The sequence below is a fragment of the Bradyrhizobium sp. Kon58 genome (genome assembly GCF_055807455.1).
In genome coordinates this window covers 179,149-205,003 of sequence record NZ_JBVVOT010000008.1, presented here as the reverse complement: position 1 = coordinate 205,003, position 25,855 = coordinate 179,149, and the positions used below count along the sequence as shown (strand labels likewise).

Annotated in this window: 24 protein-coding genes and 1 riboswitch; of the genes, 10 read left to right on the top strand and 14 right to left on the bottom strand. The window is 65.0% G+C overall.

Annotated elements, in window-relative coordinates; all coding sequences use genetic code 11:
• Positions 1-268: 268 nt before the first annotated feature.
• Positions 269-2,908, bottom strand: a complete 2,640-nt coding sequence (clpB, locus tag AC0L20_RS16930) for an ATP-dependent chaperone ClpB (protein ID WP_473289848.1) — start codon at positions 2,906-2,908, stop codon at positions 269-271.
• Between the two features lie 257 nt (positions 2,909-3,165).
• Here clpB and AC0L20_RS16925 point away from each other — a divergent pair, with 257 nt between their 5' ends.
• Positions 3,166-3,954, top strand: coding sequence for an MOSC domain-containing protein (locus AC0L20_RS16925; RefSeq protein WP_473289999.1), 789 nt, complete (start codon positions 3,166-3,168; stop codon positions 3,952-3,954).
• A 121-nt stretch (positions 3,955-4,075) separates the two neighbouring features.
• Here AC0L20_RS16925 and AC0L20_RS16920 read toward each other — a convergent pair whose 3' ends face one another.
• Complete coding sequence (locus AC0L20_RS16920; RefSeq protein ID WP_473289846.1) at positions 4,076-4,900, bottom strand: TIGR02594 family protein; 825 nt, start codon at positions 4,898-4,900, stop codon at positions 4,076-4,078.
• A 209-nt stretch (positions 4,901-5,109) separates the two neighbouring features.
• On the opposite strand from AC0L20_RS16920, the gene AC0L20_RS16915 reads away from it, so the two are divergent.
• Positions 5,110-5,973 (top strand): alpha/beta fold hydrolase, encoded by an 864-nt coding sequence (locus AC0L20_RS16915; RefSeq protein WP_473289844.1) that lies wholly within the window; start codon positions 5,110-5,112, stop codon positions 5,971-5,973.
• Between the two features lie 123 nt (positions 5,974-6,096).
• Here the strand turns inward: AC0L20_RS16915 and metW are convergent, their stop codons facing one another.
• Positions 6,097-6,759 carry a methionine biosynthesis protein MetW gene (metW, locus tag AC0L20_RS16910; RefSeq protein ID WP_007597293.1) on the bottom strand — a complete coding sequence of 221 codons (663 nt, stop codon included), beginning with the start codon at positions 6,757-6,759 and terminating at the stop codon, positions 6,097-6,099.
• Between the two features lie 13 nt (positions 6,760-6,772).
• Positions 6,773-7,972, bottom strand: a complete 1,200-nt coding sequence (gene metX, locus AC0L20_RS16905; protein ID WP_473289842.1) for a homoserine O-acetyltransferase MetX — start codon at positions 7,970-7,972, stop codon at positions 6,773-6,775.
• A 92-nt stretch (positions 7,973-8,064) separates the two neighbouring features.
• A riboswitch (SAM riboswitch) is annotated at positions 8,065-8,144 on the bottom strand.
• 203 nt (positions 8,145-8,347) lie between these two features.
• Here metX and AC0L20_RS16900 point away from each other — a divergent pair.
• From AC0L20_RS16900 to AC0L20_RS16890, 3 genes are read left to right on the top strand one after another with little or no spacing between them, the layout of a single operon-like run.
• Entirely contained in the window at positions 8,348-9,196 is an 849-nt protein-coding gene (locus AC0L20_RS16900) for a chorismate mutase (RefSeq protein WP_473289840.1), read from the top strand.
• 34 nt (positions 9,197-9,230) lie between these two features.
• Positions 9,231-10,325, top strand: a complete 1,095-nt coding sequence (hisC, locus tag AC0L20_RS16895) for a histidinol-phosphate transaminase (protein WP_473289838.1) — start codon at positions 9,231-9,233, stop codon at positions 10,323-10,325.
• Positions 10,322-11,257: a prephenate/arogenate dehydrogenase family protein gene (locus AC0L20_RS16890; RefSeq protein ID WP_473289836.1), complete on the top strand. Its 936-nt coding sequence runs from the start codon at positions 10,322-10,324 to the stop codon at positions 11,255-11,257. Before hisC ends, AC0L20_RS16890 begins: the two co-directional genes overlap by 4 nt.
• A gap of 114 nt (positions 11,258-11,371) precedes the next feature.
• On the opposite strand, the gene AC0L20_RS16885 is transcribed toward AC0L20_RS16890, so the two are convergent.
• Complete coding sequence (locus tag AC0L20_RS16885) at positions 11,372-12,940, bottom strand: hypothetical protein (protein ID WP_473289834.1); 1,569 nt, start codon at positions 12,938-12,940, stop codon at positions 11,372-11,374.
• Between the two features lie 28 nt (positions 12,941-12,968).
• Between AC0L20_RS16885 and AC0L20_RS16880 the strand changes: the two genes are divergently transcribed.
• The gene (locus AC0L20_RS16880) at positions 12,969-13,136 is read left to right on the top strand and encodes a hypothetical protein (protein ID WP_456767554.1); all 168 of its coding nucleotides are present in this window, start codon (positions 12,969-12,971) and stop codon (positions 13,134-13,136) included.
• A 90-nt stretch (positions 13,137-13,226) separates the two neighbouring features.
• Here the strand turns inward: AC0L20_RS16880 and AC0L20_RS16875 are convergent, their stop codons facing one another.
• The 3 genes from AC0L20_RS16875 to AC0L20_RS16865 form a co-directional block, all read right to left on the bottom strand.
• A complete protein-coding gene (locus AC0L20_RS16875) occupies positions 13,227-13,454 on the bottom strand; it encodes a hypothetical protein (protein WP_473289832.1) in 228 nt (75 codons plus the stop codon).
• A gap of 190 nt (positions 13,455-13,644) precedes the next feature.
• Complete coding sequence (locus AC0L20_RS16870) at positions 13,645-14,988, bottom strand: GDSL-type esterase/lipase family protein (protein WP_473289830.1); 1,344 nt, start codon at positions 14,986-14,988, stop codon at positions 13,645-13,647.
• Between the two features lie 240 nt (positions 14,989-15,228).
• Positions 15,229-16,413, bottom strand: a complete 1,185-nt coding sequence (locus AC0L20_RS16865) for a DUF2125 domain-containing protein (RefSeq protein ID WP_473289828.1) — start codon at positions 16,411-16,413, stop codon at positions 15,229-15,231.
• Positions 16,414-16,523: 110 nt separating this feature from the next.
• On the opposite strand from AC0L20_RS16865, the gene AC0L20_RS16860 reads away from it, so the two are divergent.
• Positions 16,524-17,135 carry a gamma-glutamylcyclotransferase gene (locus AC0L20_RS16860; protein WP_473289826.1) on the top strand — a complete coding sequence of 204 codons (612 nt, stop codon included), beginning with the start codon at positions 16,524-16,526 and terminating at the stop codon, positions 17,133-17,135.
• Here AC0L20_RS16860 and AC0L20_RS16855 read toward each other — a convergent pair.
• The 4 genes from AC0L20_RS16855 to ftsE form a co-directional block, all read right to left on the bottom strand.
• Positions 17,132-17,905 carry a lysophospholipid acyltransferase family protein gene (locus AC0L20_RS16855; RefSeq protein ID WP_473289824.1) on the bottom strand — a complete coding sequence of 258 codons (774 nt, stop codon included), beginning with the start codon at positions 17,903-17,905 and terminating at the stop codon, positions 17,132-17,134. The two genes, AC0L20_RS16860 and AC0L20_RS16855, sit on opposite strands and share 4 nt — an antisense overlap.
• Before the next feature lie 33 nt (positions 17,906-17,938).
• On the bottom strand, positions 17,939-18,643 hold the full coding sequence (locus AC0L20_RS16850; protein ID WP_007597307.1) for a YdcF family protein: 705 nt from the start codon (positions 18,641-18,643) through the stop codon (positions 17,939-17,941).
• 277 nt (positions 18,644-18,920) lie between these two features.
• Positions 18,921-19,889 (bottom strand): cell division protein FtsX, encoded by a 969-nt coding sequence (locus tag AC0L20_RS16845; RefSeq protein ID WP_027514144.1) that lies wholly within the window; start codon positions 19,887-19,889, stop codon positions 18,921-18,923.
• Positions 19,882-20,541, bottom strand: coding sequence for a cell division ATP-binding protein FtsE (gene ftsE / locus AC0L20_RS16840; RefSeq protein ID WP_008135325.1), 660 nt, complete (start codon positions 20,539-20,541; stop codon positions 19,882-19,884). The genes AC0L20_RS16845 and ftsE overlap by 8 nt, the downstream gene beginning before the upstream one ends.
• 191 nt (positions 20,542-20,732) lie before the next feature.
• Between ftsE and AC0L20_RS16835 the strand changes: the two genes are divergently transcribed.
• Together AC0L20_RS16835 and AC0L20_RS16830 are read left to right on the top strand one after the other, a co-directional pair.
• Positions 20,733-21,614 carry an MJ0042-type zinc finger domain-containing protein gene (locus tag AC0L20_RS16835; RefSeq protein ID WP_473289821.1) on the top strand — a complete coding sequence of 294 codons (882 nt, stop codon included), beginning with the start codon at positions 20,733-20,735 and terminating at the stop codon, positions 21,612-21,614.
• A 59-nt stretch (positions 21,615-21,673) separates the two neighbouring features.
• Complete coding sequence (locus tag AC0L20_RS16830) at positions 21,674-22,048, top strand: response regulator (RefSeq protein WP_063994095.1); 375 nt, start codon at positions 21,674-21,676, stop codon at positions 22,046-22,048.
• Positions 22,049-22,151: 103 nt separating this feature from the next.
• On the opposite strand, the gene AC0L20_RS16825 is transcribed toward AC0L20_RS16830, so the two are convergent.
• On the bottom strand, positions 22,152-23,312 hold the full coding sequence (locus tag AC0L20_RS16825; RefSeq protein WP_007597314.1) for a DUF4175 family protein: 1,161 nt from the start codon (positions 23,310-23,312) through the stop codon (positions 22,152-22,154).
• Positions 23,300-25,246: a TIGR02302 family protein gene (locus AC0L20_RS16820; protein WP_456767546.1), complete on the bottom strand. Its 1,947-nt coding sequence runs from the start codon at positions 25,244-25,246 to the stop codon at positions 23,300-23,302. The genes AC0L20_RS16825 and AC0L20_RS16820 overlap by 13 nt, the downstream gene beginning before the upstream one ends.
• A gap of 177 nt (positions 25,247-25,423) precedes the next feature.
• Here AC0L20_RS16820 and AC0L20_RS16815 point away from each other — a divergent pair, with 177 nt between their 5' ends.
• Positions 25,424-25,807 carry a carboxymuconolactone decarboxylase family protein gene (locus AC0L20_RS16815; RefSeq protein WP_007615302.1) on the top strand — a complete coding sequence of 128 codons (384 nt, stop codon included), beginning with the start codon at positions 25,424-25,426 and terminating at the stop codon, positions 25,805-25,807.
• Positions 25,808-25,855: the final 48 nt, after the last annotated feature.

Sequence of the window (25,855 nt, the reverse complement as noted above, 5' to 3'; positions counted from 1 at the left end):
AATCTCGGAGGATTGTGGCGAGCCTCGACCGGATTGTTCAAGAAGATTCATGCACGCTCTCAGCGAAAGCGCGGAGCGTGTTTCATTTATAACACACGGCTTTTGCGTGCGTCGCAAGGACGCAGCCAGCGGTTGTGATACTTGTCACGCATATAGCGCGACACCTGATTGCGCGTCGGGCGAAGCAGATTGCGCGCGTTGCCGGTACGAAAAAACCTCCCCGCGTCGCGGGGAGGTTTGAGCAGGTTCAATGTGCTGTTTTGGACGCTCAGTTCAACTTCCGCTTCGACACCGGCGCCTCGAACTGCGCGATCTCGGCGGTCTGCGGCGCCTTGCCGTTGAAGGTGAGCACGTTGCCTTCGGAAGAGATCGCAACGGTATCGCCGTCCTTGACGTCGCCGGCCAGGATCATCTCGGCGAGCGGATCCTGGACATGACGCTGGATCACGCGTTTGAGCGGCCGTGCGCCGTAGGCGGGATCCCAGCCCTTGGCGGCGAGCCAGTCGCGGCCGGCAGCGTCGAGCGTCAGCACGATCTTGCGATCGGCCAAAAGCTTTTGCAGCCGCGCGAACTGGATCTCGACGATCCGGCCCATCTCGCTCCTCTGCAAACGATGGAACAGGATGATCTCATCGACGCGGTTCAAGAACTCTGGCCTGAAGTGCGCCCGCACCATTCCCATCACCTGCTCGCGCACGGCCGAGGTGTCCTCGCCCTCCGGCTGGTTCACCAGAAACTCCGAACCGAGGTTCGAGGTCATGATGATCAGCGTGTTGCGGAAGTCGACGGTGCGGCCCTGGCCGTCGGTGAGGCGGCCGTCGTCGAGCACCTGCAACAGGACGTTGAAGACGTCAGGATGCGCCTTCTCGATCTCGTCGAACAGCACCACCTGGTAGGGCCGGCGCCGCACCGCTTCGGTCAGCGCACCGCCCTCATCATAGCCGACATAGCCCGGAGGCGCGCCGATCAGCCGCGAGACCGAGTGCTTCTCCATGTACTCGGACATGTCGAGGCGGACCATCGCGGTCTCGTCGTTGAACAGATACTCGGCGAGCGCTTTCGTCAGTTCGGTCTTGCCGACGCCGGTCGGCCCCAGGAACATGAACGAGCCGGTCGGCCGGTTCGGATCCTGCAGCCCCGCGCGCGAACGGCGCACCGCGGTCGCGACCGCACGCACGGCCTCGGCCTGGCCGACGACGCGCTTGCCGAGCGAGTCCTCCATCCGCAGGAGCTTGTCCTTCTCGCCTTCGAGCATCTTGTCGACGGGCACGCCGGTCCAGCGCGAGACCACCTGCGCGATGTGGTTGGCGGTGACCGCCTCCTCCATCATCTCGCCGGAGTTCTCCTTGGCTTCGATGTTTGCAAGCTGCTTTTCGAGCTCGGGGATCCGGCCATAGGCCAGCTCGCCAGCCTTCTGGAATTCACCGCGCCGCTGCGCGTTGGCGAGTTCGACCCGTAAGCCGTCGAGCTCGGCCTTCAGCTTCTGGGCGTCGGAGAGCTTGTTCTTCTCCGCGCTCCAGCGTGCGGTGAGTGCCGCGGACTTCTCCTCGAGATCGGCCAGCTCCTTCTCCAGCGTCTGCAGGCGGCTCTTCGAACCGGCATCGCTCTCTTTCTTCAATGCTTCCTGCTCGATCTTCAGCCTGATGATTTCCCGATCCATCGAATCCAGCTCTTCCGGCTTGGAATCGACCTGCATCTTGAGCCGCGCCGCCGCCTCGTCCATGAGGTCGATGGCCTTGTCCGGCAGGAAGCGGTCGGTGATGTAGCGGTTGGACAGCGTCGTGGCGGCGACCAGCGCGGAATCGGTGATCCGCACGCCATGGTGCTGCTCGTACTTGTCCTTCAGCCCGCGCAGGATCGAGATCGTGTCCTCGACCGAGGGCTCGCTGACGAAGATCGGCTGGAAACGCCGCGCCAGCGCCGCGTCCTTTTCGACGTGCTTTTGGTACTCGTCGAGCGTGGTGGCGCCGATGCAGTGCAGCTCGCCGCGAGCGAGCGCAGGCTTGAGCAAATTGGACGCGTCCATCGCGCCATCGCCCTTGCCGGCGCCGATCAGCGTGTGCATCTCGTCGATGAACAGGACGAAATTGCCCTCGCTCCCGGTCACCTCCTGCAGCACGGCCTTCAGCCGCTCCTCGAACTCGCCGCGATATTTTGCACCCGCGATCAGCGAGCCGAGATCGAGCGACAGCAGCTTCTTGTCCTTCAGGCTCTCCGGCACGTCGCCGTTGACGATGCGCAGCGCCAGGCCCTCGGCGATGGCGGTCTTGCCGACACCGGGCTCGCCGATCAGGACGGGATTGTTCTTGGTCCGGCGCGACAGCACCTGGATCGTGCGGCGGATCTCCTCGTCGCGGCCGATGACCGGATCGAGCTTGCCGTCGCGCGCCGCCTGGGTGAGGTCGCGGGCATATTTCTTCAGCGCGTCATACGCGTTCTCGGCCGTGGCGGAGTCCGCGGTCCGGCCCTTGCGTAGCGCCTCGATCGCCGCGTTGAGGTTTTGCGGGGTGACGCCGCCCTTGGCCAGGATCGCGCCGGCCTCGCTGGTCTTCTCCAGCGCGAGGCCGAGCAGCAGCCGCTCGACTGTGACAAAGCTGTCGCCGGCCTTCTCGCCGGCCTTTTCGGCGGCGTCGAAGGTGCGGGCGAGCTCAGGCGCCAGATAGATCTGTCCGGCGCCGCCGCCAGAGACCTTCGGCACCTTGTTCAGGGCGTCCTCGGTCGCCTTCAGGATTGCGCGGGAATTGCCGCCGGCACGGTCGATCAGGCCGGCAGCGAGGCCTTCATTGTCGTCCAGCAGCACTTTCAGGACGTGCAGGGTCGAAAACTGCTGGTGCCCTTCGCGCCCCGCAAGCGACTGCGCGGACTGGACGAAGCCCCTGGAGCGTTCGGTATATTTTTCGATATTCATATCGTGGTCTTTCCCTCGGCCTGCCCCTGGAGCCCTCTAAGGCACTCCAAACGGCATCTTCATTGGGTTTCCGATGGCCGCATTGACGTTTCTCAACCGGCAACGGTCGTTATCAGCCGGCGCTGGCGCCGGCCTGACCCAGATGTGGGAAGCGAGGCCTCGGACCGGAAGAGGCGCGTTCACAATTTCGTGCGCGGATCCGCCCGCTTAGCGCCGATGGGCCGAATCCCCTAAGTAGCGGCATGACCCCCAGCGCAATGACAGCCAGCCAGACCGCCGAGATCACCGGCCTCTACCGTTATCCGATCAAGGGCCTGACGCCGGAGCCCCTGCCCCGCGTCTCCCTGCGGACCGGCCAGACCTTGCCCGCCGACCGCCGCTACGCCATCGAGAACGGCCCCAGCGGCTTCGATCCGGAACAGCCGCAGTGGAAGCCGAAGATCCAGTTCCTGATGCTGGCGCGCAATGAGCGGCTGGCTTCGCTCGACAGCCAGTTCGAGGACGCGACCAACCGCCTGACCATCCGCAAGGACGGCCAGATCGTCGCCAGCGGCGATCTCGAGACAGCGGCCGGGCGCGCCGCCATCGAGGCCTATTTCAGCGAGAACTTTCAGCCGGAGCTGAAAGGCCCGCCCAAGGTCCTGTCCGGCCGCGACCACAGCTTCTCCGACGTCGCCCGCAAGGTCGTCTCCATCATCAATCTCGACAGCGTCCGCGCGCTCGAGACCATGCTCGGCGGCGCCGCCGTCCACCCGCTGCGCTTCCGCGCCAATCTCTACGTGAAGGGCTGGCCGGCCTGGTCCGAGCTCGACCTCGTCGGCCAGACGCTCGCGATCGGACAGGCCCGGCTGGAAGTGGTCAAGCGCATCAAGCGCTGCCCGGCCACCAATGTCGACCCCGAGACCGCCAGGCGCGATCTCGAAATCCCGGCCACGCTCTCGAGCCATCTCGGCCACATGGACTGCGGCATCTATGCCGAGGTGATCGCCGACGGCGATATCGGCGTGGGCGACGCGGTTGCGCTGGAAGAGCCGAGATTGGTGTGACGCGACGCCGACGCCACGTACTCCGTCATTGCGAGCGCAGCGAAGCAATCCAGGAATGCGCCCACGGAAACGGTCTGGATTGCTTCGTCGCTTCGCTCCTCGCAATGACGGGGCAGAAACCTCAATTCGGCATCACATACGCATAGATCCGGCCGCGCGAGATCGGCGCTTCGCGGACGCGGTTGCCGTTGTTGCCGGAGATCATGATCGGATTACCCTGCGCGTCGATGCCGGTGATGATGCCGACATGGCCACCCCGACCACCGCGCGACATCACTGCGATGGCGCCGACCTGCGGACCGGAGACGCGCGTGCCGTAATGCGCGAACGAATTCGCCATATCGGAGCCGGTGCCACGGTGACCGGTCTTCTCAAGCACCATGTTCATGAACCGCGCGCACCACAGGCTGCCGCGGCCGGTCGGATTGCCGCCGACATAGCGGCGCGCCTCGGACACGAGGCCCGATCCGCCACCGAAGCCGCCGCTGCTCGTGGCGCCATTGGCCACGCTGCCGACATTCGCCTCAGTGGCCATCCCACCGCCACGCCTCGTGGCGATTCGACGGCTGGCGCGCGTGGTCATCCCACCGCTATCGCCGGTAACGATTCCAGCGTTGCCGCTCATAGCCATTCCACCGCTGCCGCTCATGGCCATTCCACCGCTGCCGCTCATGGCTACGCCGCCGCTATTGGCGTTCGGGTCATAGCTGGCGAAGGTGTTGCCGAAGCCGCTCGCCTGCAATTGCGCCGCGCCGCGCTCGAAGCGCGAACCGCGTGCATGCCGGTAATGATGATATCTGCTGGCGTGATGCGCGTAAGCGTGCCGCTCTGCGCTATGACGATGAGATCGTGCTGACGCCGGAGAAGTGAAGGCGGCGACCGCCGCGAAGAAAACAGCCAGCGCGACGACACAGCGCGACCGGCGAGACGCAAACAACTCGAACATTCTTCATCCTTCGTTGACACCCCCACTTCCCCGTCGGCCGGTGCGGTGGCCGACATCCGCGGGCTGTATCAGTATCCTGATGTGGCGAGAACAAGACGCGGTCGCGGAGATTTTGGACGATGATCAAGATGATTAATAAGTGTTAGGATCGTATGCGCTGACCGCAGGACGGCATTCCAAAGCCGCAGCCACCTCTGGGAGAAAACCGGATGCCTCACGCCCTCACGAAAGACAATTGCAGTCTCTATTTCGAAGAAGCAGGCGCGGGCACGCCGATTATTTTTCTGCACGAATTCGCGGCCGACTACACCAATTGGGAGCCGCAGATGCGCTACTTCTCGCGCGGCCATCGCTGCATCACCTATTCGGCGCGCGGCTACACGCCATCGGACGTGCCTGATGGCGAGGTCTACGGCTACACGCATTTCTACACCGATGCGCTCGCGGTGCTCGATCATCTGAAGATCGATCGCGCGCACTTCGTCGGTCTCTCGATGGGCGCCTATTCGTCGCTCCAGATCGGGCTCAACGCGCCCCAACGTGCGCTGTCGATGACGCTCGCCGGCGTCGGCTCAGGCTCGGAGATCGAGAACCTCGACGCCTGGCGCCAGCAGTGCCGCGCCAACGCGGAGCAATTCGAGATGCTCGGCTCAACCGAAGTCGCAAAAGTCACGCGCGAGGCGCCGAGCCGGATTCCCTTCCTGGTGAAGGATCCGCGCGGCCACGCCGATTTCTATGCCGCCCTGGCGCGGCACGACGCCAAGGGATCGGCGCGGACGATGCGCGGTTTCCAGGCCGGCCGGCCCTCGATCTTTACGATGACGGACGCGATCAGAGCGGCCACGACGCCGGCACTCATCATTTGCGGCGACGAGGACGATCCGTGCGTGGGCGCAAGCCTGTTCCTGAAGAAGCACCTGCCTGCGGCAGGGCTCGCCATGTTTCCGAAGTCCGGCCACGTGCTCAATCTCGAAGAGCCCGCGCTGTTCAACGAAACGGTGGAACGGTTCGTCACGCTGGTGGAAGCGGGAAGATGGCCAGCGCGCGATCCGAGGTCACTGGCGGCGCATTAGCGCGACGGCGTCGCCACACGCTCCGTCGCGTAGCCCGGATGGAGCGAAAGCGTAATCCGGGGCCTTCGCGTCCGCGGATAGAATCCCGGATTGCGCTGCGCTCCATCCGGGCTACGGGCCGGCCTACTTCCTGCCGCCACGCGTCAGCAAGAACACGCCCTGCTCGCCGAACAGATTCCACACCCACCAGGGCATCCGCAGCCGCAGCGGACGACCGTAGAGGTCGAGCGCCTCGGCCCGTTCCATCTTGACGTCGATCGCATCGCAGAGCTCGACGAAATCCTTAATGGTGCAGAAATGGATGTTGGCGGTGTCATACCAGCTTGCCGGCAGGTTCTCCGTGCGCGGCATGTGGCCGCCGATCAGGAGTTGGAGCCGCATCTTCCAGAAGCCGAAATTCGGGAACGACACGATGGCGCGGCGGCCGATGCGCAGCAAATTCTCCAGCACCACTTTCGGCTGCCGCGTTGCCTGCAACGTCTGCGACAGGATCACGTAGTCAAAGGCGTCATCCGGATAATTCACGAGGTCGGTGTCGGCATCGCCCTGCACCACCGCAAGACCCTTGGCGACGCAGCGGTTGACGCCCTCGCGCGACAGCTCGATGCCGCGGCCGTCGATGCCGCGGGTTTCCAGCAGCTGGAGCAGGTCGCCCTCGCCGCACCCGACGTCGAGCACTTTCGAGCCCGGCTTGACCATCTCGGCCACCAGCACATGGTCGGCGCGAAAATCGCCGGGCTGCCCGGTCGCAAGGCCGCCGAGCGGCAGCGCTTCCTGTACAGACATGACTAGCCGTCCTTTAAGCTTTCTTGGCGGTGAGCCCGCGCGCCTTGTCTGCCGACTGCAGGAAGGCACGGGCGATGTCGAAGAACTCGGGCACGTCGAGCAGGAACGCGTCGTGACCGCGATCGGTCTCGATCTCGGCGAACGACACCCGCGCGCTCGACGCATTCAGCGCGTGCACCAGCGCGCGCGATTCCGAGGTCGGGAACAGCCAGTCGCTGGTGAAAGAAACCACGCAGAAGCGGGTCTGGATTCCCGCGAACGCCTTCGCCAGCACGCCGCCATGGTCGCCGGCGATGTCGAAATAATCCATCGCGCGGGTCAGATAGAGATAGGAGTTGGCGTCGAAGCGTTCGACAAAGGACGAGCCCTGGTAGCGCAGGTAGGACTCGACCTGGAAGTCGGCGTCGAACGAGAAGGTCGGCAGCTCGCGGTCCTGCATCCGCCGTCCGAATTTGCGATGCAGCGCGGCATCGGAGAGATAGGTGATGTGCCCGGCCATGCGGGCGACGGCGAGGCCGCGATGCGGATGGGTGCCGTGATCAACGTAGCGTCCGCCATGCCATTCCGGATCGGCCATCACCGCCTGCCGGCCGAGTTCGTGGAAGGCGATATTCTGCGCCGAATGGCGCGTGCTGCATGCGGTCGGGAGCGCGGAGAAGACGCGATGCGGATAGGCCGCGGTCCATTGCAGCACCTGCATGCCGCCCATCGAGCCTCCGACGACGCAGAGCAGCGTATCGATGCCGAGGCGGTCGAGCAGCATGGCCTGGGCTCGCACCATGTCGGGGATGGTGATGATCGGAAAATCCAGGCCCCACACTTTGCCGGTCGCCGGATTGGTCGACGCGGGGCCGGTCGAGCCCATGCAGCCGCCGATGACGTTCGAGCAGATGATGAAATACTTATTGGTGTCGAGCGGGCGGCCGGGCCCCACCATGATTTCCCACCAGCCCGGCTTACCGGTCAGCGGGTGCACACTGGCGACGTGCTGGTCGAGCGTCAGCGCATGGCAGATCAGGATTGCGTTGGACCGCTCGGCATTGAGCTCGCCATAGGTCTGGTATGCGATCTGGAACGGGGTGAGATCGACGCCGCAATCAAGCGGCAGCGGCTGGTCGGCACCGAAGCGTGCGACCTGGGAGCTCGGATGATCGACCTCGTGCGAGCGCTCGTCGGCGCTGATCGCGGGACTGGGAATTGACTTGATGCCCATCTCTGACCACTGACTCGTTTGCGATCGGGGGTCCGACCGCGACTGACATCAGGCCATGAAAAACCCGGCCTGAACGATAGGTTCGGCCGGGATCGAAAGGGTCCCCGGCCTGTTTAGCGAGTTTTTTAACGTGGCTGCAAGCCGGCCGGCTCAAATGACCACGGAACGGCTAAAAACTACCGTCTTGGACGGTTTTCGTCAAGTCACGGCCCGGATCAGCCAAATTCGCCTGTCGCGCCACGGGCGGAAAGGGCCCGATTTCCCTTTGCATTTCTCTTTGCTTTCGCAGCCCCGACTGCCTAATCAGGATATCCATCACAGCGGTGACAGCTCGACTGATCCGCATTGAACGCCTCGCAACAGCACCTCACAGACATGTCCCAACGTCCGCCCGCGCCACCATCACTCCAGGAATTGCGCAAGGAGATCGACGCGATCGACGAGGGCATGCATCGTCTGCTGATGCAGCGCGGCGACATCATCGACCGCCTGATCCAGGTGAAGCAGACCCAGGAGGTCGGCTCGGCGTTCCGCCCGGCACGTGAGGCCTCCATGATGCGCGACCTCGTCCAGCGCCATCGCGGGATCCTGCCGCTCGACACGGTCGAGAGCATCTGGCGCGTCATCATCGCGACGTTCACCTATGTCCAGGCGCCGTTCTCGGTCCACGCCGACATCTCGGCGAGCGAGCCGGCCATGCGCGATTCCGCGCGATTCCATTTCGGCTTCACGGTGCCTTACATCGCGCATTTCAGCGCGCAGGCGGCGGTCGAGGCGGTCGCGAAGTCCAAAGGTGATCTGGCGCTGGTCTCGGCGACCTCGAGCCGCACGCCGTGGTGGCTGTCGCTGGAAGAAGCCGGCGCGCCAAAGATCATCGCGCGGCTGCCCTTCGTCGAGCGCGCCGACCACCCGGCGGCGTTGCCCGTGTTCGCGGTCTCGCGCGTCGCCGACAGCGCGCTGGTGACGGAGGTCGAGACCTTCAGCGTGCGCGTTTCGGGGTGGAACGCCGAGGTCGCACGCGCCCTGTCACCGCTCGCCGAGATCGTGGCGGTACCCGACACCGCCTTCGACGGCGCCGCGCTGCTGGTCTCTGTCACCGCGACGAGCAGCCTCGACAAGATCAAGGCTGCCCTGATCGAAGCGGGGGCCTCGGTGCGCTCCACGGCCCTCGTCGGCAGCCACGCAACGCGCTATACGGTGCCCCCGACCGGGTCGAAATCGTAAGTCGCGAACCGCTTAAGCCAGTCCGGAGTTGAAGATGTCCCGCCCCGTGCCGAATCCCGGCATTCTCGATATTGCGCCCTATACGCCCGGCAAGAGTCCGGTGGCAGAGCCCGGCCGCAAGGTGTTCAAGCTCTCGGCCAACGAGACGCCGTTCGGGCCTTCGCCGAAGGCAATCGAGGCGTTCAAGCAGGTGGCGGATCATCTGGAAGACTATCCGGAAGGAACCTCGCGCGTGCTGCGCGAAGCGATCGGGCGGACCTTCGGGCTCGATCCCAACCGCATCATCTGCGGCGCCGGCTCGGACGAGATCCTCAACCTGCTCGCCCACACCTATCTCAGCCATGGTGACGAGGCGATCTCGACCACGCACGGCTTCCTGGTCTACCCGATCGCAACCATGGCGGTCGGCGCGAAGAATGTCATCGCGGCCGAGAAGAACCTCACCTGCGATGTCGACGCCATCCTCAAGGCGGTGACGCCGAAGACAAAGCTAGTCTGGCTCGCCAACCCCAACAACCCAACCGGGACCTACGTGCCGTTCGACGAGGTCAAGCGCCTGCGCGCCGGCCTGCCCTCGCACGTGCTGCTAGTGCTGGACGCAGCCTATTGCGACTATGTCTCGCGCAACGATTACGAGATGGGGATCGAGCTGGTGGCGACCACCGAGAACACGGTCGTGACCCACACCTTCTCCAAGATCCATGGTCTTGCGGCACTGCGCATCGGCTGGATGTTCGGCCCCGAGCACATCATCGATGCGGTCAACCGCATTCGCGGTCCCTTCAACGTATCGACGCCGGCGATGTACGCTGCCGTTGCCGCGATCGAGGACACCGCGCACCAGGCCATGTCGAAGCAGTTCACCGAGACCTGGCGCAACTGGCTGACCGAGGAGATCGGCAAGCTCGGGCTGAAGGTGACGCCGAGCGTCGCCAATTTCGTGCTGATCCACTTCCCGACCGAGGGCAAGACTTCGGACGCAGCCGACGCCTTCCTCACCAAGCGCGGGCTGGTGCTGCGCGGCTTGAAGAACTACGGCCTGCCGCATTCGCTGCGCATGACCATCGGCACCGAGGAGGCCAACCGCCTTGTCGTCGAGGGCCTGCGCGACTTCATGGCCGGACGATGAGCGCGACCCCGCACTTCCAGCGCGTCGCGCTGATCGGCTTCGGCCTGATCGGCGGCTCGATCGCGCGCGCCGCGAAGCTCCAGGGCCTGGCTGGCGAGATCGTCACCACCGCGCGCTCGGAGAAGACGCGCGCACGCGTGATGGAGCTCGGCATCGTCGATCAGGTCGTGGCGACCAATGCAGAAGCCGTGAAGGACGCCGATCTCGTCATCCTCTGCATTCCCGTCGGCGCCTGCGGGCCGGTGGCGCAGGAGATCGCCGCGCATCTCAAGCCTGGCGCGATCATCTCCGACGTCGGCTCTGTCAAGGGCGCCATCGTCAGGGATATGGCGCCGCATCTGCCGAAAGGCATCCATTTCGTGCCGGCGCATCCCGTCGCAGGCACCGAGCACTCGGGCCCCGATTCGGGCTTCGCCGAGCTCTTCATCAACCGCTGGTGCATCCTCACCCCGCCGGAGGGCGTCGATGCGGCTGCCACCGATCGCCTGCGCGCGTTCTGGGCCGCGATGGGCGCCAAGGTCGAAATCATGACGCCGGATCATCATGATCTCGTGCTCGCGATCACCAGCCATCTGCCGCATCTGATCGCCTACACCATCGTCGGCACCGCCGACGAGCTGGCGCAGGTGACGGAGTCCGAGGTCATCAAGTTCTCCGCCGGCGGCTTTCGCGACTTCACGCGCATCGCGGCATCCGATCCGACGATGTGGCGCGACGTCTTCCTCGCCAACAAGGAAGCCGTGCTGGAGATGCTCGGCACTTTCACCGAGGATCTGGCAAAGCTCACCCGCGCGATCCGCCGCGGCGACGGCGAGGCGCTGTTCGACCACTTCACCCGCACCCGTGCCATCCGCCGCGGCATCGTCGAAATCGGCCAGGACTCGGCTGCGCCCGACTTCGGCCGGCCACACGCGGCGCTGAAAAAGCCGTAGCGCTGAAGTAGCCCGGATGGAGCGCAAGCGTAATCCGGGACCTCCGTCGCTTGAGGCAAGATTCCCGGATTGCGCTTCGCTCCATCCAGGCTACGAGCCTGCGTCGCTCCGTGACTAGAACGGATAGTAGCGGATCTGCGTCATGACGACGTTGTCGTCCGTCCTCGGAGCGCCGCCGACGCCGGCGAACGCGACCCGCTGGGTGTAGGAATACTGCAGGCCGGCTTTGAGCGTACCGAAATTGCCCTGGTAGACGGTGTCGTAGATCCCGGCCGTGATCTGCCGGACCTCCCTGGTGTTGCCGTTGCAGGTCGCGGCGGGCGAGTTCTCGGTCAAGCAGCCGGTGTTGTTGTAGAGCGGATTGCCGTAGCCGAAGGGCACCGTTCCAACATTGGCGAAATTCGCCTTGGCTTTTTCCAAGCCCGCATAGGAATAGACATCGAGGCTCGGCGTCGCGTGCCAGATCAGGCCGACGGCGGCCGCCGTGATCGTCAGCGGGAGGATGGTGCCGTCCTGCGCCACTGCCGCATCGGGGAACGGCGTTGCCGTGAAGCGGCCGAGCACGCCGTGCGAGCCATAGAGCTGGAGATCGAGGGTTTTCGGAATCAGCTCGGCGAAGATGTGACCGCCGAAGCTTGCGGTGTCATAGGTGTGATTGGCGTTGTTGAAGCGGTCGAACAGCTGGCGGTAGAGCGCCCACGCCTCGACATGCAACTTATTGGGCCCAAGCCTTGGGTCCCAGGCTGCCTTGACGGTGACGTCGGGCACCTGATTCAGACTGACATTGTTGAGGTTGTTGAAGAAGCTGCCGCCGGGACCGGTCAGGTTGACCTGAAGGTTCGGGTTCAGCACGCCCTGTGGTCCGATGGCGGGTGTGCCGACGGCCGGGACGTTGCCGCCGAAGAACGCTGTCTGGGCATTCTCGACCGAGGCAGCCAGCTTGAACTCCGGTCCGATGTCCTGCCAGACGCGCAGCCCGGGCTGCCGTGCCGCAAGAAATCCCGGAACGGATTCGAAGTCGATCACGCCGGGCGCGTCGACGCCACGAGGATCGATGCCGGACTTGGTCGGCGCGTTGAGCGACCAGGATTGCCCGGCAAGGAAGTGAAGACCGAGATCGCTGCGGTCCAGTTCCAGGCTAAGCTGCCGCATGCGCGGATTGAACGAGTTGGTCGCAACCGAGCTCGCCGTCTGAGCCGCACCTTCGAAATCGATCTCGCCATAACCCGCGAGGTGCGTGTCGGCATCGGCATTGCCTTCCGCCAAGACCGAGAACCTGCTCTGGCGCGCGGAGAAGCGCGTTTCCGGGATGTTGAAGTTGCGGCTCTGCTGATAGGGGATGAAGTTGTAGACCGAGCCGGTATCGGAGGCGAGATTCCGTGAGCGGTAGATGCCGGTGAGATCGACCCAGCCACCGAAGGTCAACGTCACGCCCTTGTAGCAGACCTTTCCGGCCGCACATGGGTCGGCGGCGAGCGCCTTGTAACTTGCTGGCAACTGAACGGCCTTCGCCTGCGCTTCAACCTGTCGCGTCTTGCGCGCCTCGGAGTCCACGCGCTGCTGGAGCTCCTTCAGCTTCGCCTTCAGCGACTGGATTTCGGTTGTGACATTGTCGTCGGCACGCGCCTGCCCTGAACAGACAGCGAGAATGCCCAGCATCAGCCCGCAATTGATGATCCGCACTTGAAGCTTCCTCCATTTGGGAAGCGGATTGGATTCCGCGCGCCGTCTCCGGCGCATGCATGCTTCCCTGGTGTGGAGTGATTTGAATGCGGCTGCGGTTATTCGCGGCGCCGGGCATCTTCTGCATCACTTTTTCCTGACGATCCTGTTCGGAATATTTTCGTTGGCTGCCGATCCGCACGCGCGATTGTCGTGATTGTCCAAGGCAACTTTCAAGGCAACGCGCATTGGGCCCGGCCGGGACATGACCGGGCCCAGTTCACGACGGGCAAGTGGTGGATGGCGGCTATTTGCCCTTGGTCGCGCGCATCACCGTTGGGCGCGGTGATTTCGGCGAGGGGACGAATGCCATCGTCTCCCGCGTCGTGGGATTCGAGATGTTGCGATCACCGTTCGGATACTGCGCCGCGAATGCGGCCGGCTCCTGCGACTGCCATTGCCACTGCGCGAACGCGGGCGTCGCGAGCGTGGTCGAGATGGCGATAGCGGCAATGAACAGCCTGGACTTGGTCATGATATCTCTCCTGCCTGGGCGACCGCATCATCGTGCGGCGGACATGGAGAGAGAGCGGAGTTTGCGGCTCCGCATTCCCGGCGGGTCATCACGATCCGGCGAAGCGGCCGTGAGTTCAGCTCGTAATCCGCATGGAGGGAGTTACGACAGCTGAGGGCGCTGAATGGAGAGAGGCGACTCTGAATTCATCCTACTGCTTCGCGCTGCGACCAAACTTTGCCGGCTTGAACAGATCGAGGTCGATGGCCTGTCCCATCGCCAGATATCCAGTGCGGTTGGGATGAAGCTTGTCGCCGGCGCCGCCAGTCGTGCTTTCGGGAACGAACTCCGGCTTGAGGCCACCCGAGGCCGGATCGAGCGTCGCGCGATCAAAATCTATCACACCGTCGAATGTCCCCGAACTACGGATGAATGCGTTGAGCGCCTTGCGCTTGTCATCCTGCTCGGGAAAACCATGCGCCGCGCTGGTGCTGCCCAATGCCGAAACGACGGTGGCGCCGATGATCCGGGCTTGCGGCCATTTTGCACGTAGCCTCGCGACGCCGTCCTTCATCGCGGTGATGACCTGATCGGCGGTAAAATTGCCGTTCTTGCTGAAATCGTTGATGCCTTCCAGCCAGATCAGGCTCGATATGCCGGACAGCGACAGCACGTCGCGATCGAGCCGCTGGCCCGAAGCGGGGCCGCCCGCGTACGGTTTGTCGGGACCATATTCGGCGGGGCCCGCGATTTGGTTGCCACCGATGCCGCCATTCACGACGGCGACCTTGTTGCCGTAGACCGCCTTCAGGCGACGCGACAGCACGTTGGGCCAGCGATCGTCGCCATTCATGGTTGAAGCGGTCCCGTCGGTAATCGAATCCCCAAACGCCATGATGGCGAAGGCATCGGCAGGCGCAGTCATCTCGATCGCATCGAGAAAGAACCACGACGCAGTCGCATAGGGGAAGGAAGCCTCGTCTTCGAGGGCGCCCTTCGCGCCGGCGCCGGGCGCACTGACATAGGAAGTGGTCAGCGCTTTGGCGTGCCAGGTCATCGGACCGCTCTGGCCGGCGACATGAAAACTGACCGCAAGCCGGCGGCCGGCGAGGTCATCAGGCCGCTTTGCAAACGGCAGCGCGATCGCATCGCTCCAGACCGAATTCCCCGGCGACACCGTAACGGAAGCCGTGCCGGCGAACGTAATGGGAGTGTTGGAGCCGCGGATCAACGCGGCACTGCCCGATTGCAGGCCGACGTAAACGCCGTCAAACGTGACGGGTTTGGTGCCGAAGGCGTTGCTGAGCCGGATGCGGGCCTGACGGCCCCAGATATCCGGCCGAACCATCAGGCGAAAAGTCTGGTCCCGCGCACCGGCCGCAGGCTCGGGAAACGCGAATTTCTGTTCGGGCTGGGCAGACGGATTGCCGACGGGGTATGGGCCCTGAACCGCGCCCGTCCAGGACACCACCCAATGTTCGCCATCCTTGGCGGTTGCGGTCTGAAGCGAGGCGACAAGCAGCGATGCTGCGACGAGACAATTCAATGCGTGCATTGTTTCCCCCGAACCCCAGATAATTTGGGCGCGACTTTAAAGCCGTCAGTTGGCCTTCAATAGGGCGGCAGAGCGCTACCTGTCCAGCCGCAACTAATACACTCCTCGCCCGACGCCGGAGAGGACCCCACAGGTTGCGTCACCGGCGCCAACAAGAAGCGCTTCGGACGCCATCTGTTCACAGCTTCGAACGCATCAGGCGGACCAAGCTGTCCGCCCGGCAGATTATGAATTCACGGCTTAATACAACGGCGGGATCTGGCCGACCTTGACCGGGCCGAGCAGCACGGCGCCATCGGCGAACTTCAGCGGGAAGCTGCGGGCCTTCTTGCCTTCCAGCGTGCTCTCGGTGCCGATCGAATTGATGCCGGCGGCAACGCCGGCATTGGCGTTCTGCTTGATGACCTTGCCGAGGCCGGGAACGGCGCGGTCGAGCGCACCGAACAGATTGTTGAGGTCCTGCGACTTCACGCCGGGCGCGACGCGATCGAGGGTCGCCTGCGGGACCCCCTCCTCCAGCATCTTCTCGATGCCGAGCGCGGGGATCACGCGCTCGAGGCCCGTCACCGTCATCTGCAATTCGCCGTCGAGACGGCCGTTAGCCGAGAGCCCGAGCGTGCCAGCCGCAACCGCGATCATCTCGCCCTGCTGGATCCGGGACTGCACGATCTCGATATGGCCGCCGGCGGCCTGGATCTCGCGGAAGCGCTGCGGCCACGGCTTTGGCGTGAGGTCGGACAGTCCGGTGATCTTCGCCCGCGTGTCGGCCTCGAACGGCTCGGCGAGCAGCGGATGAACACCCTGAATGCTGCCCTGCGCGATCTGGAGCACGGTCTCGATCACTGGATGATCGGACGGCGATCCATCCGCGAGGCGTCCATGCAGCTCGACCTGTTTCGCGCGCGCGAGCGGCACCTGCACACTGCCGTCGACACGATTGACGGTCGGCTCCTCGAACACGATCGAGGCGCGCTCCGGCACGGCGGGCAGGCCGACCACGCTGCTGCGACCCTTGCTCCAGTTCACCACGAAGGTGCTTTGCGTCACGCCGTCAGTGAGCGTCGCGGGTGCGGTGAATTCGGCGATGACGCGCTTGGGGTCGTAGACCTGGGCGACGACCAGGATGTTGTCGAGCTTCGCCGTGAACGGCGTCTTGCTGGCATTCTGCGACACCAGGGCGACGCTGGCGCCCGAACACTGGACCTCGAAGCGGAAGGGGAAGCCCGCGATCGAGCGCTTGGCGCAATCATAGACGCGGCCGGATTTGGCCTCCTGCGCGCGCCAGGCATCGGCGGCGATTTCGGCCTGCGACGCCGCATAGAACCAGAAGCCGCTCCACGCCACCGCGAGGATCAGGAGGATGACAGGGGCGATGAAAAGGCCCCAGCGGGAGCGCCGGCGTGCGGCAACGGTCATATCGGACATGCGGCGACCCTTTGACCCCTGATTTTGTCAAATGTAAGCGAGCTTGGCGTGCTCCGAAAGGCGGAGAATTCGCTTCGCTTGGGAGCGCGGTTCTGGTAGCCGTGCCCGAAATGTCGGAAATCACCCTCCCCTCCGTCACCACTGCCAAAGGCGACCTCTGGGTGTTCGGCTACGGCTCGCTGATGTGGCGGCCGGGCTTCGAATTCGAGGAGCGCGTCCCGGCACGGCTGGTCGGCGAGCACCGCGCGCTCTGTGTCTATTCCTTCGTGCACCGGGGCACGCCGGAGAAGCCGGGTCTGGTGCTCGGCCTCGACCGCGGCGGCGCCTGCCGCGGCATCGCCTTCCGCGTCGCCGAAAAGAAACGCGCCGACGTCGTCGCCTATTTGCGCGCGCGCGAGCAGGTGACGTCGGTCTATCGCGAGGTCATGCGCTCGGTGTGGCTGGAGAACGACGCGCGGCAGCGCGTCTCCGCGCTCGCCTATGTCGTCGACCGCGGCCATGTGCAATATGCCGGCCGGCTGTCGCTCACCGACCAGCATCGCCACGTGCTCCAGGGCCACGGCCAGTCCGGCGCCAATCGCGACTACGTGACCGCGACGGTGAAGGCGATCGAGGCCGAAGGTTTTCGCGACGCGCCGCTGCATCAGCTTGCCATGATGCTGCATGGTGATGCGCATTCTCCGCACGCGCCGGCTCCGACGGACGATCGGGAAAACCGCTAGCTCTCCAACGGCGCATAGCTCGGCGCCGAGCCGATCAGCTGTTCCTGCTCCTTGCGGCCCGCTTCGACGAGGCGGCCGGTCGCGTCTTCGATCGCCGTTTGCACACGGGAAAGATACTCGTCCTTGGGCAAGCCCGGCGGCAGCGGATCGAGGAATTCCACCACCAGCGTGCCGGGATAGCGCATGAAGGTTCGGCGCGGCCAGAACAGGCCCGAATTGAGCGCGATCGGCAGGCACTGCGCGCCGCAGGACGAATAGATCTGCGCGAAGCCGCTTTTGTAGTCCGGTGGCGCGCCCGGAGCGCGGCGCGTGCCTTCGGGAAAGATCACGAGCTGCCCGCCGCTGCGCACCGCCTCCCGCGCCCGCCGTGTCATGTCCAGCAGCGCCTTGACGCCGGCATTGCGGTCGATCGCGATCATTCCGGTCTTGACCAGGAACTGACCGAACACCGGGATCTGCATGAGCTGACGCTTGAGGATGAAAATCGGACGGTCGAAGAAGCCCGGCAAGACGAACGTCTCCCAGAACGACTGGTGCTTCGCCACGACGACCAATGGTCCCGTCGGAATCTTGTCGAGGCCGCGGAATTCCACCTTGATGTTGCAGACCGCCCGCATCAGGAACAGCGTCGCCTTCGCCCACCATTGCGCGACCGTGAGCATGGCGCGCGGCGGCAATGCGAAGGTCGGCAGCGCCACGATCGCGAGGCACACCAGCACGGTGTAGAACAGCACGTTGAAGACGAGCGATCGCAGGAAAATCAAGAACATCGAGGATCCGATCAATTGCCGATCCATTGCCGATCAATTGGCCTGTGCGGTGGCGGGCCGCTTCGGCTGCAGCCCGGAAGGCTGCTCCGACATCTCGGGCGAAAGGTCAATCCCGAAATCCTCCAGCCGCACCCTGAGCTCGGCCGCGATGTACTTGACATATTCCGACAGCAGCAGCCGCAAGGTGGACGCCGAGGTCCACCACGGCTCCTCGCGCCATTTGTCGCCGACCACCACGAACGGGATCAGTGTCGTCTCCGGCATCGCATGCGAGAATTCCACCAGCGCGCGCGGCATGTGATAGTTCGAGGTGACCACGATCAGCGATTTGAAGCCGCGTCCCGCGGCCCAGCGCCGCGCTTCCGCGGCATTGCCGCGGGTCGAGACCGCGGTGCGGTCGAGATCGACGCAGCAACGCATGAAGGACTGGTTCTCCGGCAGCGTCCGGGAGATGTCGCTCGCCGTCGAGGTCGGGTGCACGCCGGAGATCAGGAGCCTCCTGCCGTAGCCGGCAGCGAGCAGCTCCATCGCATCCGACACCCGCGAGGAGCCGCCGGTCAGAACCACGATGCCGTCCGCTTTGCGGTCCGGCGCGATCTCGGCGCCGCGCAATTGCGACAGAAACGCAATGAAGCCCGCCGCCGCGCCGACGAAGGCGAGCGCAATCGTCGACATCACGGCCGCGCGCAACCAGCCGCGCGGCAGTTTCGGCGATCGATCGTCGGTCGGCGCGGTCATGCGATGTCGGTGATCCCTTCCCAGAGATGATTTTAGGACGTTTTGAGGCGAAGTGGAGTCCGGTTTGTCGGCCTCAATCGATGTGGCGAAGCACTGGGGCCGCGAAGTAGATTTCCCCTCTCCCCTTGTGGGAGAGGGTGGCTCGCCGCGATAGCGGCGAGACGGGTGAGGGGTATGTCTCCGCGAACTCGCCTCGACGTTCGTGCACGTGGATAGAACCCCTCATCCGGCGCTTCGCGCCACCTTCTCCCACAAGGGGAGAAGGAAGAAAACCATTTCAATCGACATCATTCAGCGTCGCGAACAGCGTCTGGCGCGAGGCGACCGCGGTGATGGCGCCGATCAGCACGGCCTGCACCGCGAGCACGATGTAGCCGGACGGCCGCAGCGAGAAGGTGCCGAGCAGCGCGGCGAACTGGTCGCCGACCGGGGTGCCGGAAAACCAGCCTGCAATCGACTCCGAGAAGCCGAACACCAGCATGGCGGCGCCGCCGCCGATCACGCCGCCCTCCAGCCCCAGCCTGAGGAAATGACGCAGGAAGCGGTTGGCGATATAGCGGTCGCCCGCGCCGACGAAATGCAGCACCTCGACGATCGGACGGTTCGCCGCCATGGCGCCCCGGGTCGCGAACGACACCGAGATGATGGTGGCGACGATGACGAGCGCGAGGATGCCGAGGCCGGCGAGCACGGTGGCGTTGGTCATCGAGCGCATGCGCTCGATCCAGGCGCGGTGATCGTCGACGCTGGCGCTTGGCGCCACCTGGGTCACGCGGGCGCGCAGAGCGCCGAGATCGAGCGCCGTGCCGGGCTGCACGCGCGCGATGATCATGCGCGGCACCGGCAGATCGTCCATCGACAGCCCGGTGCCGAGCCAGGGCTCGAGCAGCTTGCCGCTCTCGTCCTTCGTGAACGGCTTGACTTCGACGATGCCGGCTTGCGCGCGCATGGCCTCGGTCACCGCCGCGGTGTCGCGTTCGAGATCGCGGCCGGTCTGCGGGCGGACCTGGATGGTGATTTCGCTCGCAACATCCGACTGCCATTCGGCGGCGGAGGCGCTCACCAGCAGTACCGTGCCGGTCGTCATCGACGCCAGGAAGGTCATGATGGCGACGACGGCGACCAGCGCACGGCCGTGGATCGAGGCGCGCGGCACGATCGGCGACATGTTGCGCGCCCGGGCCGGAAGCGGCGGCCCTTCCTGTCCGAGATCGACCAGCACGCCGCGCTCGTCGGGCCTACTCATAGACGTGCAGCCGTCCCTGGTGCAGCACGAAGCGTCGCGCCTCGTACTGGTCCATCAGGGCGATATCGTGGGTGGCGATGATGACGGCGGTGCCAGACTTGTTGAGCTCGATGAACAGCCGCAGCAGGCGGCGGCCGAGCGTCGGATCGACGCTGCCGGTCGGCTCGTCGGCCAGCAGCAGCTGCGGCCGCGAGATCACGGCGCGCGCGATCGCCGCGCGCTGCTTCTCGCCGCCGGACAGGATCGGCGGCAGCGCGTCCATGCGCTCGCCGAGCCCGACCCATTTCAGGAGGTCGATGACCTCCTTGCGGTAGCTCGATTCGCTGCGACCCATGACGCGGAATGGCAGCGCGACGTTCTCATAGGTCGTCATGTGGTCGAGCAGGCGGAAATCCTGGAGCACGATGCCGATGCGCTTGCGCAAGTCTGCGATCTCGTCCTTGCCCAGTTGCGAGATATCGTGACCGAACAAATTGACGAGGCCGCGCGTCGGGCGATGCGACAGGAACAACAGGCGCAGCAATGAGGTCTTGCCGGCGCCGGACGGGCCGGTGAGAAACTGGAAGGAATGCGCCGGAATCTGGAAGTTGAGGTCGCGCAGGACCTCGGGCCCCAGGCCGTAACGCAATCCGACATTTTCGAACCGAACCAAGCTCAGCTCCGTTCGAGAGAGGCCGCGGGCCGCACGGCTGTGCTCCGCCCCACGCGATCAGCGGGTTTTGCGGCCGTTATGGTTTCCGGTTCGTTAACGGTCGTCCTGTAGCATAATTGGTAGCATCTTTCCCGCTCGGTTCTCCGCGACCGTGTCACCGTCACGACTTGGCCATGCATCAAGGCTCGTCCATGCATATCGTCTGCCCTCATTGTACGACATCCTACGCCATCAAGCCCGCGAGCCTGGGGACGAACGGACGGACCGTGCGCTGTTCCCGTTGCAAGGAAACCTGGGTCGCCCATGCCGAGGATGCCATCGAGGAGGCATCTGTCCCGGCCATGGCCGCGGCCAGCCGGGCCGACGACCAGTCCGATCTCGCCGAGCAGTGGAACTCCTATGCCCAGGACGACGGCGCCGCTGACGCGCCTGTCGTTGACAGCCCCTCGATCGCCAGCGACTGGCCGGACCAGGAAACCAGCGACACCGACGACGAATGGTCCGCGGCCGCCCGGTCCGTCGAGGAGGAAGTCGTCGGCGAACAGCACCAGTCCTGGTTCCGTGGCCTGTTCGGCCGCCGCCGCGGCGCCCGAGTGCGCCGTCCGGTGGCCACCGCGGCCCCACGAAAATCCCATTTCGGCCTGCCGACCGCCTGCGCCGCCATGGGCGCGCTGGTGCTGGCGCTGGTGATCTGGCGCGGCGACATGGTGCGGCTGCTGCCGCAGACGGCCGCCTTCTACCGGATGGTCGGCCTTGAAGTTAACCTGCGCGCACTGGCCTTCAAGGACGTCAAGCTCTCCAGCGAGACCGTGGACGGTAAGCAGGTGCTGGTGATCGAGGGCGTGATCGTAGGCCAAGGCAAGAAGCCGCTCGACATTCCCCGGTTGCGCTTCGCGGTGCGCGACGCGCAAGGCGCGGAAATCTACGCCTGGAACGCGGTTCTGGAACAGACCGTGCTACAGCCCGGCGAGCGCGCCTTCTTCCGCTCGCGCCTGGCCTCGCCGCCGCCGGAGGGCCGCAATATCGACGTTCGCTTCTTCAACCGGCGCGACATCGCCGGTGGCAGCGTATAATCGATTTCGCAGGTCTCGCAGGCAAAATTGGTGGCGAGATTGATCCCAAGGTTTGTCTCATGTCCAAGATTCTGATCGCCGACGACGAGGATTCGATGCGCCAGCTGGTGGCGCGCGCCATCGCCATGGACGGGCACGAAATCGTCACCGCGCAAGACGGCGCCGAGGCGCTGGAAATCCTCACGCGCGCGGACGGCGGGTTCGACCTGCTGCTCACCGATATCCAGATGCCGGTGATGGACGGCATCGCGCTGGCGCTTTCCGTCGCACGCGATTTCCCCGATTTGACCATTCTGCTGATGACCGGCTTTGCCGACCAGCGCGAGCGCGCCTCGAACCTCAATGCGCTGGTGCATGATGTCGTGACCAAGCCGTTCTCGGTCGCCGACATCCGCACGGCGGTGGCGGATGCGCTGGCGGCGAAGAAGGGGTAGCAGGCGGGTTCGTAGCTTGTAGCCCGCATGAGCGCAGCGACATGCGGGACCGGCGGCCCCGGATATCGCTTCGCTCATCCGGGCTACGAGAGCTGCGACAGCCTCAAAAATCCTTCAGCAGCCGCTCAATGTAGTCGAGTTCGATCTGCGGGCGCGAGCTATCCCCCAAGCGGCGGCGGAGCTCCTCGAGGATGCGGCGGACGCGCTGGGCGTCGATCTCGCCGGGGATCTTGACCGTGTAGTCGTCGCTCAGATCGCGGCCGTGAAGCGGGCGACCGAGCGGATCGGTCTGATTGCCGCCGCTCTGCTGACGGCCGGGCCGGTTGCCGGGACCATCGCCCTGCCCGTCGCCATCGCCCTGCTGCATCGCCTCGGCCATCTTCTGCGCGCCCTTGCGCAAGGCCTCGAGCGCTTTCCCCTGCGCGTCCACGGCACCGTCCGAATTGCCTTCTCCGAGCTGCGAGCCGGCATCGCCCATGGCCCCGTCGGCAGCGTCCAGACTGCCGTCGTCATCGCCCTGATCGCCGTCCTGATCGCCATCCTGGCCCGGCTGTCCCTGCTCGCCCTGCTGACCCTTTTGCCCTTTTTGGCCCTGGCTCTTCTGGCCTTTTTGCCCCTTCTGCGTGAGGCCGCGCTTGGCGAGCTCGTCCTGCAGCTTCTTCAGCCGGTCGCGCAGCGACTGCTGATCCTGCTGGAGGTCCGACATCGACTGGTCGCCCTGCTGCTTGCCGCGCGAGCGCTCACGCCGGGAATCCTGCCCCTGCTTGAAAGTCTTGTCGCGCAATTGCTGCTGCTTGCGGATCATGTCGCTTAGCTCGTTGAGCGCCTGCTCCATGTCGCTGTCGCCGGATTGCCCGGGCTGCGCCATCTGGAGGTTTTCCATGATCTGCGCGAGCTGCTCGAGCATGCGCTGGGCCGCTTCTTTATTGCCTTCGCGCGCCGCCTTCTCGATTTGCTTCAGCAATTCGTCCAAGTCGCGCTGCGTGATGACGGAACGATCGCGATTGGAGGATTGGCTCTTTTCCGTCGCGCGCTTGTAGTCCTCGAGCTTCTGAATCGCATCGGATTGATTGTTCAGGCTCTTGCCGGATTCCTTCTGCCTGAGGCTGTCGCCGGAATCCTGCATCGCCTTTTCAGCGCCATCGAGCAGGGCATCGACATCCTGATCCTGCTGGGCAGCCACGGGCGAGACGCCTCCCAACAGGAAAGCGAGGCAGGCGATCGAGATCGCCTTCAAGACTGGCACGCGTGCTAGCTTCCGCATTTACGGTCTCGCGTCGACTGGTTGGCACCGTCGTTGCCCGGCTTCGCCCGGTTGTTCGCCGACTTGCGATAGGCCTGAAGCTGCTCGCGCAACGCGTCCTGCTGCTTCGCCAGCTCTTCGAGCTGCTCGGGCGTGGCGTTCTGGGTCTTTTGTTTCAGCTCGACGGACTTGTCGAGGATGAGCTGAACCTCTGCCGGGAAAGGCTGCCGGGGCCCAAGCGGATTCTGCTCGGCGCGCCGGGCGAGATCGCGCACCTTGCCGGCCATCGCCTCGCGAAGCTTTTGCGTCAGCGCCTTGATCTCGTCCTCGCTGGCGCCGCGTTCCAGCGCCCGCTTGAGCGCATCCTGGGCCGAGCGCAGCGCGGCGTTGACGCTGCCGGCGACACCGTCGTCCTCGATGGTGACCGCGAACGCCCACATGCTTTTCACCACATCGCGCATCGCGTCGTCGGTGCGGGCGGCTTCCAGCTGCAGCGCCAGGCTGCGCAGGCCGAGATAGCAGCCCGCATCCGGCGTGAACAATTCGGGTGCGATCATCAGCGCGTCGAGCGCGGCGTAGACATCCGAATTCTTGTTGGCGTCGAGCGCGAGGATGCGGCGCTGCTCGACCAGCGCGCGCGCGAGCGAGTTGGTGAACAGCCGCTCGGGCAGGCGCATGTTGAAGGGCTCGCTCCTGGCCTCGTTGCCGGCCTCGTCCTTGGCGGTGAGGGTCAGCGTGACGTCGGCGCCGGCATAGGGATCCTCGCTGAGGTCCTTCACCGTCTGGCCGACGCCGTTGCGGGTGCGCGCATTCGGCAGCACGAGGGGGAATTGCGGCGGCTGGAATAGCGGCCGCGCGGCGGCCTTGGTATCGGCCTCCTTGCTGCCATCCTTGACGCCATCCTTGGCATCGACGGGACGCAGGCCGATTTGCGCATCGGCGCCGGTGACGCCGTAATCGTCCTCGACCTTGTAAGTGAGCTGGAGTCCGCCACGGGCCTGGCGCTCGGGATCCTTGGCCAGCGCGATCGTCGGCGCGCGGTCCGGCGTTGCCGCAAACGCCCATTGCGGCTGGCCGGAGGGTGCGCGGACATGCGCGGTGCCGTCGCCGCCGATGGCAAAATGCTTCTCGTTGGTACCCTTGGGCGCGGCTTCGGTGGGCGCGACTTCCTTGAGGCCGCCGGAGACGACAACATCAAGGCTGCCGCCGGAGGAGCGAACGATCAGGGTCGAGCCTGCGGGAACGGCGAGCGGGCCGCTGGCCGGCAGCGCGGCGGCCTCCTTGTTCGCGGCCGACAGGATGACCGGCGGCTTGCCGGTGTAGAGCGGTGGCGTGACCCAGGCATCGACGCGAACATTCGCCGGCGCCAGCACGCCGTTCCAGTGGAAGGCGGCCCCGAGCCGCATCGCACGCTCGTCGCCAGCGGCGAAGAAGGTCGCAACCAGCATCACCATGACCAGCGCGCGCAGCGCCCAGGGATCATGCAGAGCGAGCCGGGGCTTCGGCAGACCGGCGCGGATGCGCTTGATCGAAGCCAGCGTGCGCTCACGCTGTGCCCGCCACAATGCCTGCGCAACCGGGTCCTGCGAGCTCAGCGTGTCCGTCAGCGTGGTAGCCGGCCGATGACGGATGCCGGAGCCGCGATCGAGCCGGGCCAGCGCCTCCTCGCGGCTCGGCCAGCGAAAGCGACTCAACGGGAACAGGACGGCAATCGCGATGCCCGCGAAAACCACGAGCCCGATGGCGCGGGCAATGAAGGGCAGCGCCAGCCAGAGGCCGGCCCAGGACACCACAAGGAACAGACCGACGACGGTGAGAAGCCGCGCCAAATTCGGCCAGGCACGCTCCCACGCGATGGCATAAGTGGCCCGCTGCAGGGCTTGCGCCAGCTTCAGCCGCGACAGAGCGTCGCCATCGCGGATCGGGTCTGACGGGTCGGGGGTGACGCCGTTCAATCAACTCTCCAGGTTGCCCGGTAGAGAAGCGTACCACAACGGCAGCACTGAGGCATCCGTTCCTGTACGGGAGACACCCCTTTTCCCGCATAACACGAGGACGTGACTGGCCCGCCGCAACCCCGTAATTTCCGCGCCGCCAGCCAAGAAAACCGCAAGCGAAGCAAAGGAAACGCCATGGACAAGAAGATGCACGACAAGGGCCTGGAAGTTCGCAAAGCGGTGCTGGGCGAGGCCTATGTCAACAACGCCCTGAAGACCGTCGACGATTTCAACCGTCCGTTCCAGGAGATGCTCAACGAATATTGCTGGGGCACAGTGTGGGGCCGCGAGGAGCTGCCGCGCAAGACGCGCAGCATGCTCAACATCGCGATGATCGCGATTCTCAATCGGCAGCACGAATTCCGCGCGCATCTGAAGGGCGCACTCACCAACGGCGTCAGCCGCGACGAGATCCGCGAGATCCTGATGCAGGTCGCAATCTATGGCGGCATGCCGGCCGCGGTCGACAGTTTTCGGATCGCACGCGAGGTGTTCGCGGAGATCGACGCCAAGGCGTGAGCTAGACTAACGCTCTCTCCCACGTCGTCCCGGCGAAGGCCGGGACCC

What these genes read in the sequence shown, in the direction of transcription:
- AC0L20_RS16870 (WP_473289830.1), bottom strand. Translation starts at nt 14,988, where the DNA reads ATGCACGCATTGAATTGTCTCGTCGCAGCATCGCTGCTTGTCGCCTCG.
- AC0L20_RS16920 (WP_473289846.1), bottom strand. Translation starts at nt 4,900, where the DNA reads ATGTTCGAGTTGTTTGCGTCTCGCCGGTCGCGCTGTGTCGTCGCGCTG.
- clpB (WP_473289848.1), bottom strand. Translation starts at nt 2,908, where the DNA reads ATGAATATCGAAAAATATACCGAACGCTCCAGGGGCTTCGTCCAGTCC.
- AC0L20_RS16900 (WP_473289840.1), top strand. Translation starts at nt 8,348, where the DNA reads ATGTCCCAACGTCCGCCCGCGCCACCATCACTCCAGGAATTGCGCAAG.
- AC0L20_RS16835 (WP_473289821.1), top strand. Translation starts at nt 20,733, where the DNA reads ATGCATATCGTCTGCCCTCATTGTACGACATCCTACGCCATCAAGCCC.
- metX (WP_473289842.1), bottom strand. Translation starts at nt 7,972, where the DNA reads ATGGGCATCAAGTCAATTCCCAGTCCCGCGATCAGCGCCGACGAGCGC.
- hisC (WP_473289838.1), top strand. Translation starts at nt 9,231, where the DNA reads ATGTCCCGCCCCGTGCCGAATCCCGGCATTCTCGATATTGCGCCCTAT.
- AC0L20_RS16915 (WP_473289844.1), top strand. Translation starts at nt 5,110, where the DNA reads ATGCCTCACGCCCTCACGAAAGACAATTGCAGTCTCTATTTCGAAGAA.
- metW (WP_007597293.1), bottom strand. Translation starts at nt 6,759, where the DNA reads ATGTCTGTACAGGAAGCGCTGCCGCTCGGCGGCCTTGCGACCGGGCAG.
- AC0L20_RS16865 (WP_473289828.1), bottom strand. Translation starts at nt 16,413, where the DNA reads ATGTCCGATATGACCGTTGCCGCACGCCGGCGCTCCCGCTGGGGCCTT.
- AC0L20_RS16855 (WP_473289824.1), bottom strand. Translation starts at nt 17,905, where the DNA reads ATGTTCTTGATTTTCCTGCGATCGCTCGTCTTCAACGTGCTGTTCTAC.
- AC0L20_RS16890 (WP_473289836.1), top strand. Translation starts at nt 10,322, where the DNA reads ATGAGCGCGACCCCGCACTTCCAGCGCGTCGCGCTGATCGGCTTCGGC.
- AC0L20_RS16830 (WP_063994095.1), top strand. Translation starts at nt 21,674, where the DNA reads ATGTCCAAGATTCTGATCGCCGACGACGAGGATTCGATGCGCCAGCTG.
- AC0L20_RS16825 (WP_007597314.1), bottom strand. Translation starts at nt 23,312, where the DNA reads ATGCGGAAGCTAGCACGCGTGCCAGTCTTGAAGGCGATCTCGATCGCC.
- AC0L20_RS16925 (WP_473289999.1), top strand. Translation starts at nt 3,166, where the DNA reads ATGACAGCCAGCCAGACCGCCGAGATCACCGGCCTCTACCGTTATCCG.
- AC0L20_RS16860 (WP_473289826.1), top strand. Translation starts at nt 16,524, where the DNA reads ATGTCGGAAATCACCCTCCCCTCCGTCACCACTGCCAAAGGCGACCTC.
- AC0L20_RS16875 (WP_473289832.1), bottom strand. Translation starts at nt 13,454, where the DNA reads ATGACCAAGTCCAGGCTGTTCATTGCCGCTATCGCCATCTCGACCACG.
- AC0L20_RS16850 (WP_007597307.1), bottom strand. Translation starts at nt 18,643, where the DNA reads ATGACCGCGCCGACCGACGATCGATCGCCGAAACTGCCGCGCGGCTGG.
- AC0L20_RS16815 (WP_007615302.1), top strand. Translation starts at nt 25,424, where the DNA reads ATGGACAAGAAGATGCACGACAAGGGCCTGGAAGTTCGCAAAGCGGTG.
- AC0L20_RS16845 (WP_027514144.1), bottom strand. Translation starts at nt 19,889, where the DNA reads ATGAGTAGGCCCGACGAGCGCGGCGTGCTGGTCGATCTCGGACAGGAA.